18 protein-coding genes and 1 pseudogene are annotated in these 18,135 nt (G+C 60.4%); 9 read left to right on the top strand and 10 right to left on the bottom strand.

The annotated features are described in order from the left end of the window. Window positions 1-22: 22 nt before the first annotated feature. From NQ559_RS15740 to NQ559_RS15750, 3 genes and pseudogenes are all read left to right on the top strand, one after another. Window positions 23-1,003, top strand: a pseudogene (locus tag NQ559_RS15740) (MFS transporter); the annotation flags it as partial. A gap of 269 nt (window positions 1,004-1,272) precedes the next feature. Further along, entirely contained in the window at window positions 1,273-2,646 is a 1,374-nt protein-coding gene (locus NQ559_RS15745; protein ID WP_018695842.1) for an FAD-dependent oxidoreductase, read from the top strand. Then, entirely contained in the window at window positions 2,643-4,004 is a 1,362-nt protein-coding gene (locus tag NQ559_RS15750; RefSeq protein ID WP_018695841.1) for a histidine-type phosphatase, read from the top strand. Before NQ559_RS15745 ends, NQ559_RS15750 begins: the two co-directional genes overlap by 4 nt. 101 nt (window positions 4,005-4,105) lie before the next feature. Here NQ559_RS15750 and NQ559_RS15755 read toward each other — a convergent pair whose 3' ends face one another. The 9 genes from NQ559_RS15755 to serC all read right to left on the bottom strand — a co-directional run bounded on the left by NQ559_RS15755 (window position 4,106) and on the right by serC (window position 12,118). Further along, window positions 4,106-4,810, bottom strand: coding sequence for a peroxiredoxin (locus NQ559_RS15755; RefSeq protein ID WP_018695840.1), 705 nt, complete (start codon window positions 4,808-4,810; stop codon window positions 4,106-4,108). 463 nt (window positions 4,811-5,273) lie between these two features. Beyond that, entirely contained in the window at window positions 5,274-5,819 is a 546-nt protein-coding gene (locus tag NQ559_RS15760; RefSeq protein WP_018695839.1) for a 2-oxoacid:ferredoxin oxidoreductase subunit gamma family protein, read from the bottom strand. A gap of 8 nt (window positions 5,820-5,827) precedes the next feature. Continuing rightward, window positions 5,828-6,589, bottom strand: a complete 762-nt coding sequence (locus NQ559_RS15765; protein WP_018695838.1) for a thiamine pyrophosphate-dependent enzyme — start codon at window positions 6,587-6,589, stop codon at window positions 5,828-5,830. A 5-nt stretch (window positions 6,590-6,594) separates the two neighbouring features. Then, window positions 6,595-7,689: a 3-methyl-2-oxobutanoate dehydrogenase subunit VorB gene (vorB, locus tag NQ559_RS15770; protein ID WP_018695837.1), complete on the bottom strand. Its 1,095-nt coding sequence runs from the start codon at window positions 7,687-7,689 to the stop codon at window positions 6,595-6,597. 2 nt (window positions 7,690-7,691) lie between these two features. Beyond that, window positions 7,692-7,919: a 4Fe-4S binding protein gene (locus NQ559_RS15775; protein ID WP_022333079.1), complete on the bottom strand. Its 228-nt coding sequence runs from the start codon at window positions 7,917-7,919 to the stop codon at window positions 7,692-7,694. A gap of 156 nt (window positions 7,920-8,075) precedes the next feature. Then, the gene (locus NQ559_RS15780) at window positions 8,076-8,540 is read right to left on the bottom strand and encodes a DUF805 domain-containing protein (protein WP_018695836.1); all 465 of its coding nucleotides are present in this window, start codon (window positions 8,538-8,540) and stop codon (window positions 8,076-8,078) included. 175 nt (window positions 8,541-8,715) lie between these two features. After that, on the bottom strand, window positions 8,716-9,960 hold the full coding sequence (locus NQ559_RS15785; protein WP_026318363.1) for a DUF1015 domain-containing protein: 1,245 nt from the start codon (window positions 9,958-9,960) through the stop codon (window positions 8,716-8,718). A 70-nt stretch (window positions 9,961-10,030) separates the two neighbouring features. After that, window positions 10,031-10,954, bottom strand: a complete 924-nt coding sequence (locus NQ559_RS15790; protein WP_026318362.1) for a 3-phosphoglycerate dehydrogenase — start codon at window positions 10,952-10,954, stop codon at window positions 10,031-10,033. 90 nt (window positions 10,955-11,044) lie between these two features. Next, the gene (gene serC, locus NQ559_RS15795) at window positions 11,045-12,118 is read right to left on the bottom strand and encodes a 3-phosphoserine/phosphohydroxythreonine transaminase (protein ID WP_018695833.1); all 1,074 of its coding nucleotides are present in this window, start codon (window positions 12,116-12,118) and stop codon (window positions 11,045-11,047) included. A 201-nt stretch (window positions 12,119-12,319) separates the two neighbouring features. Here serC and NQ559_RS15800 point away from each other — a divergent pair, with 201 nt between their 5' ends. From NQ559_RS15800 to NQ559_RS15825, 6 genes are read left to right on the top strand one after another with little or no spacing between them, the layout of a single operon-like run. Next, window positions 12,320-13,192, top strand: coding sequence for a YicC/YloC family endoribonuclease (locus NQ559_RS15800; RefSeq protein WP_018695832.1), 873 nt, complete (start codon window positions 12,320-12,322; stop codon window positions 13,190-13,192). Beyond that, window positions 13,192-13,761 carry a guanylate kinase gene (gmk, locus tag NQ559_RS15805; RefSeq protein ID WP_018695831.1) on the top strand — a complete coding sequence of 190 codons (570 nt, stop codon included), beginning with the start codon at window positions 13,192-13,194 and terminating at the stop codon, window positions 13,759-13,761. The genes NQ559_RS15800 and gmk overlap by 1 nt, the downstream gene beginning before the upstream one ends. Beyond that, entirely contained in the window at window positions 13,758-14,567 is an 810-nt protein-coding gene (gene nadD, locus NQ559_RS15810; protein WP_018695830.1) for a nicotinate (nicotinamide) nucleotide adenylyltransferase, read from the top strand. Before gmk ends, nadD begins: the two co-directional genes overlap by 4 nt. A 2-nt stretch (window positions 14,568-14,569) precedes the next feature. Further along, window positions 14,570-15,556, top strand: a complete 987-nt coding sequence (locus tag NQ559_RS15815) for a D-alanine--D-alanine ligase (protein WP_018695829.1) — start codon at window positions 14,570-14,572, stop codon at window positions 15,554-15,556. Beyond that, window positions 15,553-16,125, top strand: a complete 573-nt coding sequence (locus NQ559_RS15820; RefSeq protein WP_018695828.1) for a DUF3109 family protein — start codon at window positions 15,553-15,555, stop codon at window positions 16,123-16,125. The genes NQ559_RS15815 and NQ559_RS15820 overlap by 4 nt, the downstream gene beginning before the upstream one ends. 31 nt (window positions 16,126-16,156) lie before the next feature. Further along, complete coding sequence (locus NQ559_RS15825; RefSeq protein ID WP_018695827.1) at window positions 16,157-17,203, top strand: LysM peptidoglycan-binding domain-containing M23 family metallopeptidase; 1,047 nt, start codon at window positions 16,157-16,159, stop codon at window positions 17,201-17,203. Between the two features lie 146 nt (window positions 17,204-17,349). Here the strand turns inward: NQ559_RS15825 and proC are convergent, their stop codons facing one another. After that, window positions 17,350-18,132 carry a pyrroline-5-carboxylate reductase gene (gene proC / locus NQ559_RS15830; protein ID WP_018695826.1) on the bottom strand — a complete coding sequence of 261 codons (783 nt, stop codon included), beginning with the start codon at window positions 18,130-18,132 and terminating at the stop codon, window positions 17,350-17,352. Window positions 18,133-18,135 lie beyond the last annotated feature (3 nt).

Genomic DNA, 18,135 nt, shown 5'->3' on the forward strand with positions numbered 1-18,135 from the left:
CAACCCGGAAAAACGGAAATGGATGATCGTGGTGACGATCTTCATCGCCATCATCTGCAATTACCTCGACCGCCAGCTGCTTTCGATCCTCAAGCCGACGATCAAAGCGGCCTTCGACATGAACGACGACGGCTATGCCTTCATCGTCAACATCTTCCTGATATGCTACGCCGTCATGTATCCCATATCGGGCATCCTGGTCGACTGGTTCGGCCCGAAAAAGGTGATGTTTCTGGGCATCCTGGCATGGTCGGCGGCCTGCATTGGAGGCGGCCTTTCGACCAATATGGAACAGTTCGCATTTTTCCGCGGGCTGCTGGGGCTGGCCGAGCCCACGATCTTCGCCGGGCAGATCGTCGCCGTGACCGTCTGGTTCGAAAAACGCCAGCGCGCCACGGCCAACAGCCTCTGTACGGCGGGCGGTTCGATCGGCACGGTCGTGGCCCCGATCGTCATCGCATGGCTCTCGACGATCTTTCCGTGGAACGACGTCTTCGTCCTGGCCGGGGCCATCGGCATCCTGATCGCCATCGTTTGGATGGCCGTCTACGCCGACCCGCCCAAAGAGATACTCGACGTCACGCTCAGCGAAAGCGCCGCCAACCGGCACCACGGCAAAGCCTTCACGTGGGGCGGGCTCTGGAAGACGCGCACGCTGTGGGGCGTGCTGCTCATCCGTTTCGTCAGCGACCCGGTCTGGTATTTCTGTCTCTTCTGGCTGCCCGGTTACCTGCAGGAGGATTCGGGACTGACGCTCATACAGGTGGGGTGGGTCGGCTGGATCCCGTTCCTGTTCGGCGCCGTGGGCGGCGTATTGACCTCGGCATGGTCGGACAAAATGGTACGAAGGGGCATGGATCCGCTGCGCGCGCGCAAGCGCATGATGACGCTGGTGGCCGTCGCGGCGCCCCTGTGCATCTTCACGCCCTATTTCAACGCCCTGCCGCCGTACTGGAACGTCGCGGCCATCATCGCCTCGTTCAGCCTGATCGCCATCATGTGCCTGAGCTGGCTTTACACGATCTGCGTGGTGATCGCCGAGGCATTCCCCGTACGCAACGTGGCCAGCGTAGTCGGCATCACGGCAGGCTTCGGGGCCGTGGGCGGGGCGATCTTCAACTACTACGTCGGGCAGCTGCTGAGCACCATGGGGCCGTCGCTTTTCCTCGTAATGGGCGTCCTGCACTGGATCGCCGTCGTGATACTCTGGAAAATGACACGCCCCGAAATCCCGCAGGAAAAACAAGCTGTACAAAAATAAAAACCGAAACCATGGAAAAGAAAATTACGACCGTCCGCGAACCCGCCCGCGACATCCCCGTACGCGCATCGGCGGACATACTCATCGTCGGCGGGGGCCCGGCGGGGCTCATGGCCGCACAGGCCGCAGCGGGCGAGGGACTGAAGGTAATGCTGGTCGAAAGCCGCGGCTACCTGGGCGGAAACCTCACGATCGGGCTCCCGATCCTGGGATTCCTGGGGCAGAAGGGCAACCAGATCATCGAGGGGCTCCCGCAGCGGTTTATCGACCGGCTGCAGGAGCGGGGCGCTGCGAACGGACACCGACCCTGCAAGCTCCACGTAAGCCTGACGATCATCGACCCGGAGGAGAGCAAGACCCTCGCACAGCAGTTGATGGAGGAGGCCGGCGTCGAGGTACTGATGTATGTTTTCTGCACCGACGTCATCAGGGAGGGCAACGAAGTAAAGGGGGTGGTCATCGAAAGCAAGGCCGGGCGCGAGGCAATCCTCGCCCGCACCGTGATCGACTGCACGGGCGACGCCGACGTGGCCTTCCGTGCCGGCGTCGAGTGCCGCAAAGGCGATGCCGAGGGCGGCATGCAGCCCCCGACGCTGATGTTCTCGATGCGCGGTGTCGCCACGCAACGCCTGCGCGACGCGATCGCAGAGCACCCGGACATCTACGACATGGACATCATGCCTGCGGAGTCGTTCCGCAACGAGAAGTTCATCACCGTGGGGCTTCGCAACCAGATCGCCAAGGCACGCGAGGCGGGGATCGACCTCCCGGTGGCCCGTACGATCCTTATCACGGGCATGTCCGAGGACGAAATATGGGTCAACATGTCGCGTGTGAACGGCGTAGACCCGACCGATCCCGGGAGTTACACTCGTGGGGAGATCGAAGCCAGGAAGCAGGTTTACCGAATCCGGAAATACCTGCGGCAGTTCGTCCCGGGGTTCGAAAACGCGTGGATGGATCGGGTGGCACCGTTCATGGGTATCCGCGAGAGCCGCGTCACGGTCGGGAAATACGTCCTCACGGCCGAGGATATCCTGGCCTGCCGACACTTCGACGACGCCGTTGCCGTAGCCAGCTATCCCGTCGACCTGCACCATCCCAAAGGCGGGGACTGCACGCTGGAATACTGCGGCGACTGCTACGACATCCCGTACCGGGTGCTTGTGCCCGAAAAGGTCGAAAACCTGCTCGTCGCAGGCCGCTGCGCCTCGTTCACCCACGAAGCGATGGCCTCGACACGCGTGATGTCGACCTGCATGGCCCTCGGCGAAGCCGCCGGACGCGCCGCACGCATCGCCCTGCGGGACGGAGTGAAACCGTCGCAGGCCGACGTGGCGAAGCTGCGCAGCGAATTGAAACGAACCGGAGCCTACCTCCGATGACGGTGCGGATCATGCGGTTTACGAAACTGCTGCTCGGCCTCGTTCTGGCGGCCTGTGCAGGGCCCCTGTCCGGACAGAACGCCCGCCAGGAGATTTATGCCAACCCCGACAAAGCCGGCGGGGTATACTATGCCTACACGTACGACAATCCGGCCCGGACTCCCGCGCCCGAAGGTTACGAACCTTTCTACATCAGCCACTACGGCCGCCACGGCTCACGCTGGCTGCTCAGGGCGTCGGAATATACGGAGGTGTTGGAAACTTTCGGCAAGGCCGCCCGCGAGGGCGCTTTGTCGGAGTTCGGGCAGGATGTCTTACGCCGCGTGGAACGGGCCTGCTCGGACGGGGAGGGCAGGGCTGGCGACCTCACGCCGCTGGGGGCCGAACAGCATTACGGGATTGCGGAACGGATGTTCGAATCCTACCCGGAGGTCTTCCGGGGCAACGCACGTGTCGACGCACAATCGACCGTCGTGGTACGCTGCGTGCTGAGCATGGCGGCATTCTGCGACCGGCTGCGAAGAATGAACCCGGAACTGGAAATCACGCGGACGGCCAACAACCGCACGACCCGATACCTGAACTTTTTCAGCACGGCGGCAAACCCCGGGCTCGCCCCGGAGTACCTGAACCTGTTGAAAAGCGAGAGCTGGATACAGGCCGAAGAGAGGTTCCGTAAAAGCCGGATGCATCCGGAGCGCCTGATGGCCAGGTTATTCGCAGGCGGGAAAGCTCCGGCGGACATCGACCCGCGGGAGCTGATGCAACAGCTCTGGGCCCTGGCCGTAAACGAACAGGACACCCGCAGCGGAATCACGTTCCGCGACCTGTTCACCCCCGAAGAACTGTATGCCGTCTGGGAGTGCGTCAACTACCGTTTCTACCACCAGCGCGGCCCAGGGGCGTTCAACCGGGGATATGCCCTGCGCTATGCGACGGCGCTGCTCGAAGAGATCATCGCCCGCGCCGACAGTGCGCTCGTGCGGGGCGTGCCCTCGGCCGACCTGCGCTTCGGGCACGACGGCAACCTCATGCCTCTGACCTGCCTGATGGCTTTCGACGGCTGCACGGCCGAGGTTTCCGATCCGGATCTGATCGCGGACGCATGGCGCGATTACCGTATTTCACCGATGGCGGCCAACATCCAGATGATCTTTTACCGGAAAGAGGGGACGGCGGACATCCTGGTCAGGATACTCCACAACGAACATGAAATGTACTTTCCGCTCGCCTCCGCAAGGCCGCCGTACTACAAATGGGATGACCTGCGGGCCTTCTACCGCCGAAGGATCGCCGAAGCGAAAGCCACGGCCGCGGAACCGCCGTCAGCAGGCACACGACAGGCACCCGGAGCATAACCGGCTGTTGGGCTTCCGATCCGGGAGGCGCGGCGTATTCAACGAAAGGGGGGGGGCTTTGTAAAGCCTCCCCCCCTTTTACATTGCCGGCCGGAACCGGACTATCCCTTGATAGCTATGCCTTTGCCGAGTTTTTTCTCGATCTCCTCCTTCGGGAGAGGACGGGTGCAGAAGAACCAGTCGTAGCATTTTACCCCTTCGGGCTGGTCGTCCATATCCTCGCCCTGCATCGGGACGATCACCTCGTCGCCCGGACGCCAGTCGGCCGGCATGGCGACCCCGAATGCGTCGATGGACTGCAAACCCACCAGGACACGCTTTATCTCCTCGAAATTGCGTCCCAGAGCCAGCGGATAGTAGATCATCGCGCGCAGTTTGCCCTCGGGATCGACGAAGAATACGGCACGCACGGCTGCCGTCTGGCTTTCACCGGGCTGGATCATGCCGTAAAGGTTCGCCACCTTCATCGACACGTCGTCGATGATCGGGAATTCGACCTTGATATCCTTCATGCCCCGGTATTCGATCTTCTCACGGATCGTACGCAGCCATGCGATATGGCTGTTGCGGCTGTCGACCGACAATCCGATCAGTTCGCAGTTCAAAGCCCTGAATTCGGCCGTACGGGCACCGAACGTGAGCACCTCGGAGGTGCAGATCGGCGTAAAGTCGGCGGGGTGGCTGAACAGGATCACCCATTTGCCCTTGTAATCGGCGGGAAAGCTGATCTTTCCCTGTGTTGTCATCGCTTCGAATGCCGGGACGGGTTCACCCAGGCGCGGCAGTTGCTGTTCGTTCTTTTCCATAATCCGAAATATTAGTTTTATGCCGGGGCCCGCAAAGTCGGTGCCGATGGATGCGAACCGGGGATCTTTCTACTAAATTACGGTTTTCACAGGAATATTCCTAATCCGAAACCCTCTGGTTTACGCGGGAATACGGAAGCGTATACACAAACGGCGCTTTTGGGTAGGGCCCGGCTTTCCCGGACGATCTCGGCGTCCGGAAAGGACATCGCACCGATGGAGGCCGAAAGCCGGAATACGGGGGCAGGCTCAGCCAACGGGGTTGGAAAGCGGGTGACGGGAAAAACACGGCGGACAGGCAGAAGGGGACGGGGCACAAGGAACAAGGTTAAGAAACGAATCCAGGGAACACACGTCGGGCGGAACGGGGCGCGAAAAACGGAAGGCTCCTTGTCAAATACAAGAGCGGCAGGCACATGGCCTGCCGCTCTTTCCTTCGGGAACCCATCGGAACCCGGATCCGTCAGCGTACCTTGCGGATGATCTCGCCGCCGTGGCGGATCGCCTCCTCGTTGGCGGGAAGCATCTTCCACGCACGTTCGGGCAGCGACTTCTTGAGGCCGACCATCACGTTCTCCATCTCAACGACGGGGCGCACCTTGAGGTACCCGCCCAGAATCATCGTATTGAACAGCTTGGCCTGTCCCATCCGGGCGCATTCGGCCGTGGCGTCGATCGCGTAGACCTCGATGTCCTCGCGCACGGGATGGCGCGTGATACCGTTCGTATCGTAGATCAGGATGCCGCCGGGCCTGACCATCGGCTCGAATTTCTCCATCGACTGCTGGTTCAGGATGATGGCCGTATCGAACTCGTGGGCGATCGGCGAAGAAATCTTCCTGTCCGAAAGGATTACCGTCACGTTGGCCGTACCGCCGCGCATCTCGGGGCCGTACGAGGGCATCCACGTGACTTCGAAGTCCTGCATTACGCCCGAGTAGGCCAGTATCTTACCCATCGAGAGGACGCCCTGGCCCCCGAACCCTGCGATAATTAAAGTCTCTTTCATAGCATCCCTTATTTTACGTCCTTGATATCGCCCAGCGGATAATAGGGCAGCATGTTCTGTTCGAGCCACTCGTTCGAGGCCACGGGCGAGAGTTTCCAGCCGCTATTGCAGGTCGAAACGACCTCCACGAGCGAAAAGCCCTTGCCGGCCATCGAATTTTCGAACGCCTTGCGGATCGCACGCTTGCACTTGCGCACGTTGGCGGGCGTATGCACGCTCTGGCGCGTGATGAAGGTGGCACCGTCGAGGTGCGCCATCATCTCGGCGATCTTGTAGGGGTAGCCGTTCAGGCGCGGGTCACGGCCGTAGGGTGTCGTCGCAGTCTTCATACCCAGCAGGGTAGTCGGGGCCATCTGGCCGCCCGTCATGCCGTAAATGGCGTTGTTGATATAGATCGCCACGACGTTCTCACCGCGTGCGGCCGCGTGGATCGACTCTGCCGTGCCGATGGCCGACAGGTCGCCGTCGCCCTGGTAGGTGAAAACCAGGTTGCCGGGATAGAGCCTCTTCACGGCCGTAGCTACGGCCAGGGCGCGTCCGTGGGCGGCCTCGATCCAGTCGATGTCGATATAATTGTATGCGAATACGGAGCAGCCCACGGGCGAAACGCCTACGGTCTTTTCCGCGAAGCCCATCTCCTCGATGACCTCGGCGATCAGTTTATGTACCGTACCATGACTGCAGCCGGGGCAGTAGTGCATGACGTTGTCGGTAATGAGCTTCGGTTTCGCGTAAACCAGGTTTTCGTTTTTGATTTCAACCTCTGCCATAGCCTTTACTTTTTAATCAGTTTTTCCTTGAGCGCCGCGAGCACTTCGTCGGGCGCGAACATCATACCGCCCTGACGGCCGAAATGCTCGACGGGAGCTACGCCGTTCACGGCCAGCCGCACGTCCTCGACCATCTGGCCGGCATTGAGCTCGGCGGAAAGGAAGCCTTTGACACCGCGCGCGGCCAGTTCGGCAAGCGGCTTCTTGGGGAAAGGATAGAGCGTGATCGGCCGCAGCAGGCCGACCTTCAGCCCTTCGGCGCGCGCCATCTCGACCGTGGCCGAGCAGATACGGGCCGACGAACCGAACGCCACGATCACGTAATCCGCATCGTCGCAGCCGATCTCCTCATAACGCACCTCGTTCTCTTCGAGCGCCTTGTATTTCTCCTGCAGGCGCTTGTTGATGATCTCCATCTTCTCGGACTGCAACTCCAACGACGTCACGATATTGCGCTTGCGGTCGGCAGGCTTGCCGTAGGTAGCCCACGAGCGGCACTCGGCAGCGATCTCTTCGTCGGTCTTGCGGGGGCGCTGCGGCGCGAGCACCACCTTCTCCATCATCTGCCCGATCGCCCCGTCGGCGAGGATCATCGCCGGGTTGCGGTATTTGAACGCGAGGTCGAACGCCTCGGCCACATGGTCGTGCATCTCCTGCACCGAATTGGGCGCCAGTACGATCATGTGGAAATCGCCGTGGCCGCCGCCTTTGCAGGCCTGGAAATAGTCGCCCTGCGAAGGCTGGATCGTACCCAGCCCCGGGCCGCCGCGCTGGCAGTTGATCACCAGGCAGGGCAGTTCCGCCCCCGCCAGGTAGCTCAGCCCCTCGGACATCAGGCTGATGCCGGGGCTCGACGACGAGGTCATCACCCGTTTGCCGGTCGATGCGCCGCCGTAGACCATGTTGATCGACGAGATCTCCGATTCGGCCTGCAGCACGACCATGCCCGTGGTCTCCCACGGCTTGAGTTCCATCAGTGTCTCCATCACTTCCGACTGGGGAGTGATCGGGTACCCGAAATATCCGTCGCAACCGTAGCGAATCGCCGCATGGGCTATCACTTCGTTGCCTTTCATCAGTTTTACCTCTTTCTCTGCCATAGCTACTCGAATTTTTGACGATAAACCGTGATGACGCTATCGGGGCAAATCACCGCACACGAAGCACACCCCGTGCAGGCATCGGGATTTACCATCCGGGATATGGGATAGCCCTTGCTGTTCACCTCTGCCGACAATTCCAGCACGTCGCACGGACACGAAGCCACACAGACCCCGCACCCTTTGCACCGTTCCTTGTCGACAACGATTGTTCCTTTTATTTTAGCCATAAGCCGTAGTATTGTTAAGTTCCTTACAAATATATGAAAAAATACCGGAAATTCTAAACGAATGCAACAAATCTTATCATGAAAAACGGATAAATGAAAGCAGTACGCCCGGAATAACCCGCCCGAACGCACTGCGTACAAAATATTTCCGCCATTTTATTCCGCCTTCGGATCGGGGCCGTATCGATTCCCGCCCGGCACCCCGGGCCGGCACCACCAGTAAAACAAGAAAATAAGATACACCCCCTGCAAAATGGCAAGGCCCAGATCGGCATCCGTCAGCCATGCCGCCCCGCCGGGTTTGAGGGAGAAGTGGCTGACGACCCGGCCGGCGATGCTGACGGCCAGATATCCGCCCGCCCACCATCCGCTGCGCCCGCAATCGTGCAGGCGGCGCACCATAACGGCTAGGTAGGGCATCACAAACGGCAGTCCGACAAGGCAAACGACGTAACGCCTGCTTGTGGCGCCGACCGTACAGAGTGAGCTAATACCCAGGATAACGGCCAGCAAAAGGAACAGCACGAGAAAGAGTCCCAGCACGAAATACCAGAACTCGGGCATCGACGCCCGCCCCCGGAAATCGGCATAATGGCGCAGGCATTTGACAAACCATTTCATCGCAAAGGGTTTTTAAGGGGATCACCATGCAAGATAACGATTTTCCGCCGATCCGCAAAACGAAAAGGCTGCCCGAATGGTTCAGGCAGCCTTTTCAGCTTGTTCGAAAACACGCCGGACAGGCGGTTCCCCGAGGGTTGAATGACTTATCGGCCCCCCGAGCGTCGCGGGGCGGTTACTCTTCGAACGAGTGGATCACCACGCCCGAGCGGAGTTTCGGCTCGAACCACGTCGTCTTCGGGGGCATGATGTTGCCCGTGTCGGCGATGTTGATGAGCTGTTGCATCGAAACGGGGTAGAGGGCGAACGCCGCCTTCATCTCGCCGCTGTCGACACGGCGTTTGAGCTCGCCCAGGCCGCGGATTCCGCCCACGAAGTCGATCCGCTTCGACGTGCGCAGGTCTTTGATGTCCAGTATTTTATCCAGCACGAGGTTCGACAGCACCGTCACGTCCAACACACCGATCGGGTCGTTGTCGTCGTATGTCCCGGGCTTGGCCGTCAGGCTGTACCAGTGCCCGCCGAGATACATCGAGAAATTATGCAGCCCCGTCGGACGGTACTCCTCCGTGCCCTTGTCCTCGACCGTGAAACTTTCGGCGAGCTTTTCGAGCAACTGCTCCGGCGTCAGACCGTTCAGGTCTTTCACGACACGGTTGTAGTCGATGATCCGAAGCTGCCCCGCGGGGAAAGTCACGGCGAGGAAATAGCAATACTCCTCGTTGCCCGTATGACCGGGGTTCTTTGCCTGGCACTCCTGTCCCACGCGCGCCGCGGCGGCTGTGCGGTGATGCCCGTCGGCGACATAGAGCGCCGGGATGCCCGCGAAAATCTCCGTGATACGGTCGTTGGTCTTCTTGTCGCGGATAACCCACAACTTATGGCCGAAGCCGTCGGCAGCCGTGAAATCGTATTCCGGGTCGTTGTTCTTCACCACGTCGGCCACGATGGCGTCGATCTCGGCGTTGTCGGGATAGGCGAAGAACACCGGTTCGATATTGGCCTGCTGGTTGCGGACGTGGATCATGCGGTCTTCCTCCTTGTCGGGACGCGTCAGTTCGTGTTTCTTGATCGCCCCCGAGAGGTAATCCTCGTAATGGCAGCACATGGTCAGTCCGTATTGCGTGCGGCCGTCCATCGTCTGCGCATAGATGTAATAATACTCCCCGGGATCCTGTTCGAGCCAGCCCTTCTCACGCCATGCACGGAAATTCTCGACCGCCTTGTCGTAAACCTCCTGCGAATGTTCGTCGGCAATAGGCTCGAAATCTATTTCGGGCTTGATGATGTGCAGCAACGAGCGTTCGGTGGCCTCGGCCTTGGCCTCGGCGGAATTCAACACGTCATAGGGGCGCGACGCCACTTCGGACGCATACTGTTTCGGGGGACGTATCCCGCAAAAAGGTTTGATTTTCACCATATGAATTAATGTATTAAAGCGAAAAAGGCGGGCGCAGCCTTCGCTCCCGCCTTTCACGCGCCGTTATCCGCTATTTGTTCACCTGGAACCGCGTATTGCCGTTCCTGAAAAAATCGACGATTTGGGTGGCTGCGGCCAGACCCGCGTTGATATTGGCCTCGGCGGTCTCGGCCCCCATCTTCTTGGCGGTGGCAAACACCCGCTTGCCGAATTTCTCGTCCAGCTCGGCCTGGTTCCCGGCAGCGATGTCGGTAATGTATTTCAGGTCTTCGCGTTCGGTCAGCGCACGCACGACACCCTGTTCGTCGATCACCTCCTTGCGGGCGGTGTTGACCAGCGTGGCACCCTTGGGCATCGACATCAGCAGTTCGTAACCGATCGAGCCGCGGGTCTGCTCCGTAGCCGGGATGTGCAGCGACAGGAAATCGGCCTGCCTGTACAAATCTTCGAGGGAATCCACCTTCTTCACACCGTCGGCTTCGAACACCGCCGCATCCGTGATGAAGGGGTCGTAGGCGATGACGTTCATGCCCAGCGCCTTGCCCTTGCGCCCCACGAGTTTGCCCACATTGCCGTAGGCGTGGATGCCGAGGGTCTTGCCCTGTATCTCCGAACCCGTACCGGGCGTAAAGCGGTTGCGCGACATGAAGACCATCATGGCGAGCGCCAGCTCGGCCACGGCGTTGGAGTTCTGCCCCGGAGTATTCATCACCACGATACCGCGCGCCGTGGCGGCCGCGAGATCCACGTTGTCGTAACCCGCACCGGCACGAACCACGATTTTGAGGTTCTTCGCCGCCCCGATGACTTCGGCCGTCACCTTGTCGCTGCGGACAATGAGCGCATCGACATCGGCCACGGCGGCCAGCAATTGGGCCTTGTCGGTATATTTTTCAAGCAGGGCCAGTTCATAGCCCGCGTCCTCGACGATCCTGCGGATGCCGTCGACAGTCTCCTTGGCAAAAGGCTTTTCGGTCGCAACTAATATTTTCATACCTGTACTTTCTATCAGATGAATAAAATCGATGTCCGTGGCCGCCTTTTTCTTCGGAGTGAACGTAAAGAAATGCGCCATGGCCGTCCGTTATTTCGCGTGTTTGGCGGCGAACTCCCGCATGCACTCTACGAGCACCTCGACGCTCTCCTTCGGAAGTGCGTTATAGCACGATGCGCGGAAGCCGCCCACCAGGCGGTGGCCCTTGATGCCCACGATACCGCGTCCCTTGGTGAATTCCATGAACTCGGGAGCCAGTTCCTCGTAGCCGTCGGCCATCACGAAGCAGATGTTCATCAGCGAGCGATCCTGCTTGTCGACCGTACCGCGGAACAGCGGGTTGCGGTCGATCTCGTCGTACAACAGGGCGGCCTTCTCCTTGTTGCGTCGGTAGATTTCGGGTACGCCGCCGATCGACTTGAGCCAGCGGAGGGTCTCCATGAGCACGTAGATCGGGAATACGGGAGGCGTGTTGAACATCGAGCCGTTCTCGACATGGGTGCGGAACGCAACCATCGTCGGCAGGTCGCGCACGACACGGTCGAGCATGTCCTCGCGGATGATGGCGAACGCCACGCCGGCCGGGGCGAGGTTCTTCTGCGCACCGCCGTAGATCATGGCGTATTTCGTAACGTCGACCGGGCGGGAAAGGATGTCCGACGACATGTCGGCGATCAGGGGCACGGGCGAAGCGAGGTCTTCGTGGTACTCGGTGCCGTAGATCGTATTGTTGGAGGTGATATGCACATAGTCCAGGTCGGCGGGGATCGCGAAACCCTTGGGGATGTAGGTGAAATTGCGGTCTTCGGACGAAGCGAGCAGCTCGACCTCGCCGTAACGCTTGGCTTCCTTGATGGCCTTCTTGGCCCAGACACCGGTATTCACATAGCCGGCCTTCCTGCCCAGGAAGTTGGCGGGCACTTCGTAGAAGAACGTGCTGGCACCGCCGCCGATATAGAAGATCTTGTAGTTGTCGGGGATGTCGAGCATCTCACGGAAGAGCGCGTCGGCCTCGGCCATCACGTTCTCGAAATCCTTCGTCCGGTGCGAAATCGAAAGCAGGGAAAGGCCCGAACCGTTGAAATCTACGATAGCTTTTGCTGCGTTCTGGATGACTTCGTCTGCGAGGATCGAGGGTCCCGCGTTGAAATTGTGCTTTTTCATAATATTCGGATGTGAATTTAGTGTTTCGGACTCCAGCCTGTTAGTTTACTAACACAAATATAGGTAAAATATTCCGGAGAATACAACAGTTGTGCAAAACTTGTTCAAAGAAATTTCACTCGGCGTCCCGAACGCTCGGCATTTTGAATTGTTTTTATTACTTTTGCCCAAACTTAACATCCTCCGCAAATGGTAAAATCCATGACGGGCTTCGGCAAGGGCGAAGCCACGCTGCAAAATAAGAAGATCACGGTCGAAATCCGCTCGCTCAACTCCAAACAGCTCGACCTCGGGCTGCGGCTTCCGGCCGTTTACCGCCAGTCGGAATACGAAATCCGCAATATCATCACCCGCACGGTACAGCGCGGCAAGGTCGATGTCTTCGTGACCGTCGAATCGCAGACCGTGGAGACCCCGGCGCGTATTAATAAAGAGGTATTCGCCGCCTATGCCGGGCAACTGCGCGACGCGGCGCGAAACGCCCGACTCAACTATGCGGGGATCGGATGGGACAGCGCCGCCCTGCAGGCCATCATGCGCCTGCCGGAGGTCGTATCGACCGAAGCGGAGAGCATCTCCGACGAGGAACACGCGGCGCTGGTCGCCGCCACCGAAGCCGCCGTGGCGCAGCTCGACGCGTTCCGCCTGCAGGAAGGCGCGATCCTGATCGCCGACCTGCTGAGCCGCGTGGACAAGATCGAAGGCTACAAACAGGAGGTCGTGCCTTTCGAAAAGGCCCGCACGGAGACGGTCAGGGCCCGCCTGCTGGAAAACCTCGAAAAGCTGCAGGTCGACGTCGACCGCAACCGGCTGGAGCAGGAGATGATCTTCTACCTCGAAAAACTCGACATCACCGAGGAGAAGGTGCGCCTGGCCAACCACTGCAGGTATTTCCGCGAGGTGGCCGCCCAAGAGGAGGGCGCAGGCCGCAAACTGGGCTTCATCGCACAGGAGATGGGCCGCGAAATCAACACGATGGGCTCGAAGGCCAACGAATCGAACATCCAGATACTCGTAGTTAAGATGAAGGACGAGCTGGAGAAGATCAAAGAACAGGTACTGAACATATTATAATGGGCAAGGTTATCATATTCTCCGCCCCGAGCGGTTCCGGGAAGACGACTATCGTACGCGAATTGCTGAAGCGTTTCCCGCAGTTCGAATTTTCGGTATCGGCGACCAGTCGCGCACCCCGAGGCTGCGAGCGCCACGGCTGCGACTACCACTTCATGACGCACGAAGAGTTCATGCGTGCCGTCGCGGAAAACCGTTTCGTGGAGTGGGAAGAGGTCTACCAGGGCACTTGCTACGGCACGCTGCGCTCGGAAGTGGAACGCATCTGGGCCAAGGGTAACATCATCGTCTTCGACGTGGACGTCATCGGGGGTATCAACCTCAAACGCATCTTCGGCGACGACGCCTGCTCGATATTCGTCATGCCGCCCTCGATCGGGGAGCTGCGCCGCAGGCTCGTATGCCGCGGCACGGACGCCCCGGAGGTGATAGACCGCCGTGTGGCGAAAGCCGAATTCGAACTGACGAAAGCCCCCGAATTCGACCACATCGTCGTAAACGACTCGCTCGACGAGGCGATCCGCGAAACGACTGCGATCATCGACCAATTCATCGCACGGCAGCCATGAAACGCGTCATGCTCTATTTCGGGTCGTTCAACCCCATCCATAAAGGGCACATCGCCCTGGCGGAATACGCCGTGGAAAAAGGACTGTGCGACGAGCTGGTGCTCGTCGTTTCGCCCCAGAGCCCCTATAAACAGGCCGAAGAGCTGGCCCCCGAGATGGATCGGTTCGAAATGGCCGAGACGGCCTGCGCGGCATCGCGCTATCCCGACCGGATAAAACCCTCGGTCGTCGAATTCCTGCTGCCCAAGCCGTCGTATACGATCGACACGCTGCGCTACCTGGCCGAGAACCACGGCGCGGATATGGAGTTCTCGATCCTCATGGGCGCCGACCAGATAGAACGGCTCGACGGCTGGAAAGAGTACGACCGCATCCTCGAATACCCGGTATACGTCTATCCCCGCCGCGGCGAAAGGGTGGACAGGTTCCCCGGCCGTATCACGGTGCTGGAAGACGCCCCGCTGCAGGATTTTTCCGCGACCCAAATCCGCGGGCGCATCGGGCGGGGCGAGGATGTCTCGCAGATGCTCGACAAGGGCGTCGCCGAACATATCCGCCGCAAGGGGCTGTGGAACCCGACGGCCCGCAAATCGGCCCTGACGGCACAGATCGCCGCCGATCCGGAAAACACGGCGCTCTATATGGAACGGGGCAAGCTCCACTACCGCCTCAACGAATGGGGCGCAGCCCTCAACGACTTCAACCGCGTACTGCAAGCAGACGACAGCCACGCCGAGGCGCGGCAGTATGCGCAGATGGTACGGGAAATACTGGAATTCAGATATAAGGACATATACAACCCCTGACAATGACACGCCTGAAGATTGCCCTCATGGCGGGCGGAGATTCGCCCGAACGGGGGATCGCGCTCCAGAGCGCCGCACAGATCGAAGCGGCGCTCGACCATACGAAATACGACATCACGGTCATCGACCTCCACCACCGCGACTGGCACTACACGGCCCCCGACGGACGCGAGTGGCAGGTCGACAAGAACGATTTTTCGCTCACGGTGGAAGGCGAGCGCAAAGCATTCGACTACGCCCTGATCATCATCCACGGCACACCCGGCGAGGACGGCAAGCTGCAAGGCTACCTCGACATGATGGGCGTCCCTTATTCGTCGTGCTCGATGACCTCGTCGGTCATCACCTTCGACAAGATCACCACCAAGCGCACCGTAGCGGGACGGGGCATCAACCTCGCCCGCGAGATTTTCCTCTGCAAGGGCGAAACGGCCGACCCGGACAGGGTGGTCGCGGAGTTCGGACTGCCGCTCTTCATCAAGCCCAACGCCAGCGGCAGCTCGTTCGGCGTGACGAAAGTCCATACGCGCGACGAGGTGCTGCCCGCCATCGAGGCGGCCTTCGCCCAAAGCGACGAGGTGCTGATCGAAGAGTGCATCGCGGGCCGTGAAATGGGCTGCGGCATAATGGTGGCCGGAGGCAGGGAATACCTGTTCCCGATCACGGAGATCGTATCGAAAAAGGATTTCTTCGACTACCAGGCCAAATACACCGAAGGCTATTCGGACGAGATAACCCCCGCCGACATCGCCCCGGAAATTGCGGAAGAACTGCACCGCATGACCCGCATCGCTTACAGGGCATGCCGCTGCTCGGGTGTCGTACGCGTCGATTTCATCGTCACGCCCGAGGGCAAACCCTACCTGATCGAAATCAACTCCATCCCCGGCATGAGCGCCGGGAGCATCGTCCCCAAGCAGGCACGGGCCATGGGCATGTCGCTGGGAGAGATGTTCGACCTGATTATCGCCGACACCTGCCGCAAATGATCGAAATCGACGACAAAATCGTGAGCGCAGACCTGCTGCGCGAATGTTTCGCCTGCGACATCGCGCAGTGCAAGGGTATCTGCTGCGTCGAGGGGAATGCCGGGGCGCCGCTCGAAGCGGAGGAGGTCGGCATACTCGAACGCGAATATGCGGCCTACAAGCCCTATATGACGCCCGAGGGCATCGAGGCCGTCGAGCGGCAGGGCTTCATGGTCATCGACGAAGACGGCGACCTGACCACGCCGCTGGTCGGCGACGCGGAATGCGCCTACACCTACTCGGAGAACGGCATCACGCTCTGCGCCATCGAAAAGGCGTGGCTGGAGGGCAAGACCGCCTTCCGCAAACCGATCTCATGCCACCTCTATCCGATCCGCGTCGTGCGGTTTTCGAACGGCACGGCAGGGCTCAACTACCACCGCTGGTCGGTCTGCGCCCCGGCGCGCGAATGCGGCCGCAGGCTGGGAATCCCGGTCTACAAGGCGTTGCGCGAACCGATCGTGCGCCGTTTCGGCGAGGAATTTTACAAGGCGCTGGAAGCCGCCGAAGAATTTATCCGACAACAATAAAATACACATGAAAAAATACTGCCTCACATGTATGGCCGCCGTTGCGGCACTCTCGGCATCGGCCGCAGCACCGCAGGCCGAACGCAAAACCGATTCGCTGCACATCGCATCCCTCTCGCCCAGGGAGACTGCGACCATAGACTCCATCGTCGCAATGCGCCTGCGGCTCCAGCCCAAGCAGATCGAGTCGATTTTCGACACCAACGACGTGGTGGCCATCGACACGCTCGATTCGGGCAATGACGCCATACAGGTGGTGCTTTACAGCAACAATACGTGGAAATACGTCCGCAACCGCGAGGTCGCCAAGGACAGCACCATCTTCGAGAAATACTGGGATACGACGACGCTCTTCCCCTACAAGGAGGTGGACATGTCGTCGATGCCCAAATCGGTGGTCATCGACCTGGTGGACTCGGTCACGAGCTACCACTGCCCCTACCAGGGTTCGGTGCACCCGCGCGGCAAATACGGCCCGCGCCGCCGGCGCCAGCATCAGGGCGTCGACCTGCCGCTCAAGGTGGGCGACCCGGTCTACGCCACGTTCTGCGGCCGCGTGCGTATTTCGGAATATAACAAGGGCGGCTACGGCAACCTGGTCATCATCCGCCACGACAACGGGCTCGAGACCTACTACGGGCACCTTTCGGAGCGCATGGTCGAGCCCAACCAGTGGGTCGAGGCCGGGCAGATCATCGGTCTGGGCGGCTCGACGGGGCGCAGCACGGGGCCGCACCTGCATTTCGAGACCCGCTATTACGGGCAGTCGTTCGACCCCGAGCGGCTGATCGACTTCAAGAACGGACTGCTGTGCCGCGAGACCTTCCTGCTGAAAAAATCATTCTTCAGCATCTACTCGAACGCCGGGCAGGACTTCGACGACGAAATCGCCAACGAAGAGCAGGACAAGAAGGAGGCGGCCGAAAAGGCAGCCATGAAGTACCACCGCATCAAGTCGGGCGACACGCTGGGCGCCATCGCCCGCAAGTACGGTACGACCGTGACAAACATCTGCCGACTGAACGGCATCAAGTCGACCACGACGCTGCGCATCGGACGCTCGCTGCGGGTACGATAAGAAGCATATTATGCAAAACGGCAGGAGCCGGAAGCGATGCTTCCGGCTCCTGCCGATATTTTTGCCGGACAATGCCGGACATAAGGCGCGGGGCGCGGAGTTCCCGGGACAGCTCACGCCCCGGCGTATGCCCCTCCCGCGGGAATCTATTTCTTGTCCTGGATGGCGTCGACGGCGTCGATCACGGCTCCCCGGAAACGCTTGCGCTCCAGCTCCGCCACACCGACGATGGTCGTGCCGCCAGGCGAGCAGACGGCATCCTTCATCACGGCGGGATGCTGCCCCGTGGCGAGTTGCAGCTTTCCCGTACCGACGACCATCTGGCTGGCCATGCGGTAGGCATCGGCACGCACGATGCCGTGCTTGACGGCAGCGTCGGCCAGCGCCTCGATGAACATCGCCACGAAGGCCGGGCCGCAACCGCAGACCGTCCCCGCAATGCCGAGCTGGGCGGTATCCACCGTCACCACGAGCCCCACATGCGACAGCAACGCCTGCACCGACTGCCACTCGGCTTCGGACAGCGAATGGCGGCGTTCGCAGACGACGATACCCTCGCAGACCGCCACGGGCGTATTGGGAATCGTGCTGAGGTGATGCGTCCCGGGCGCGAGGATCTCCTCGTAGCGGTCGAACGTCATCCCGGCGGCTACCGAAACGACGACCTTGCCTGCCAGCATCCCTTTGACGGGGGCCAGCACGGCTTCGACCTGGTACGGTTTCACCGCCACGACCACCACGTCGGCGAACCCCGCGACTCCTGCGGCATCGTCGAAAGCGAGGAACCCGTGGGGTTCCGTATTACGGTGCAGCTTCGCCCGGTCGCGGGCGCATGCGCCGATCTGCCCGGGCTGCAAGGCCCCCGATGCGGCAAGTCCCGCGGCCAGGGCCTGCGCCATGTTTCCGAATCCGATAAATCCTACCTTCATATC

This window comes from Alistipes onderdonkii (assembly GCF_025145285.1).
Classification (GTDB): Bacteria; Bacteroidota; Bacteroidia; order Bacteroidales; family Rikenellaceae; genus Alistipes; species Alistipes onderdonkii.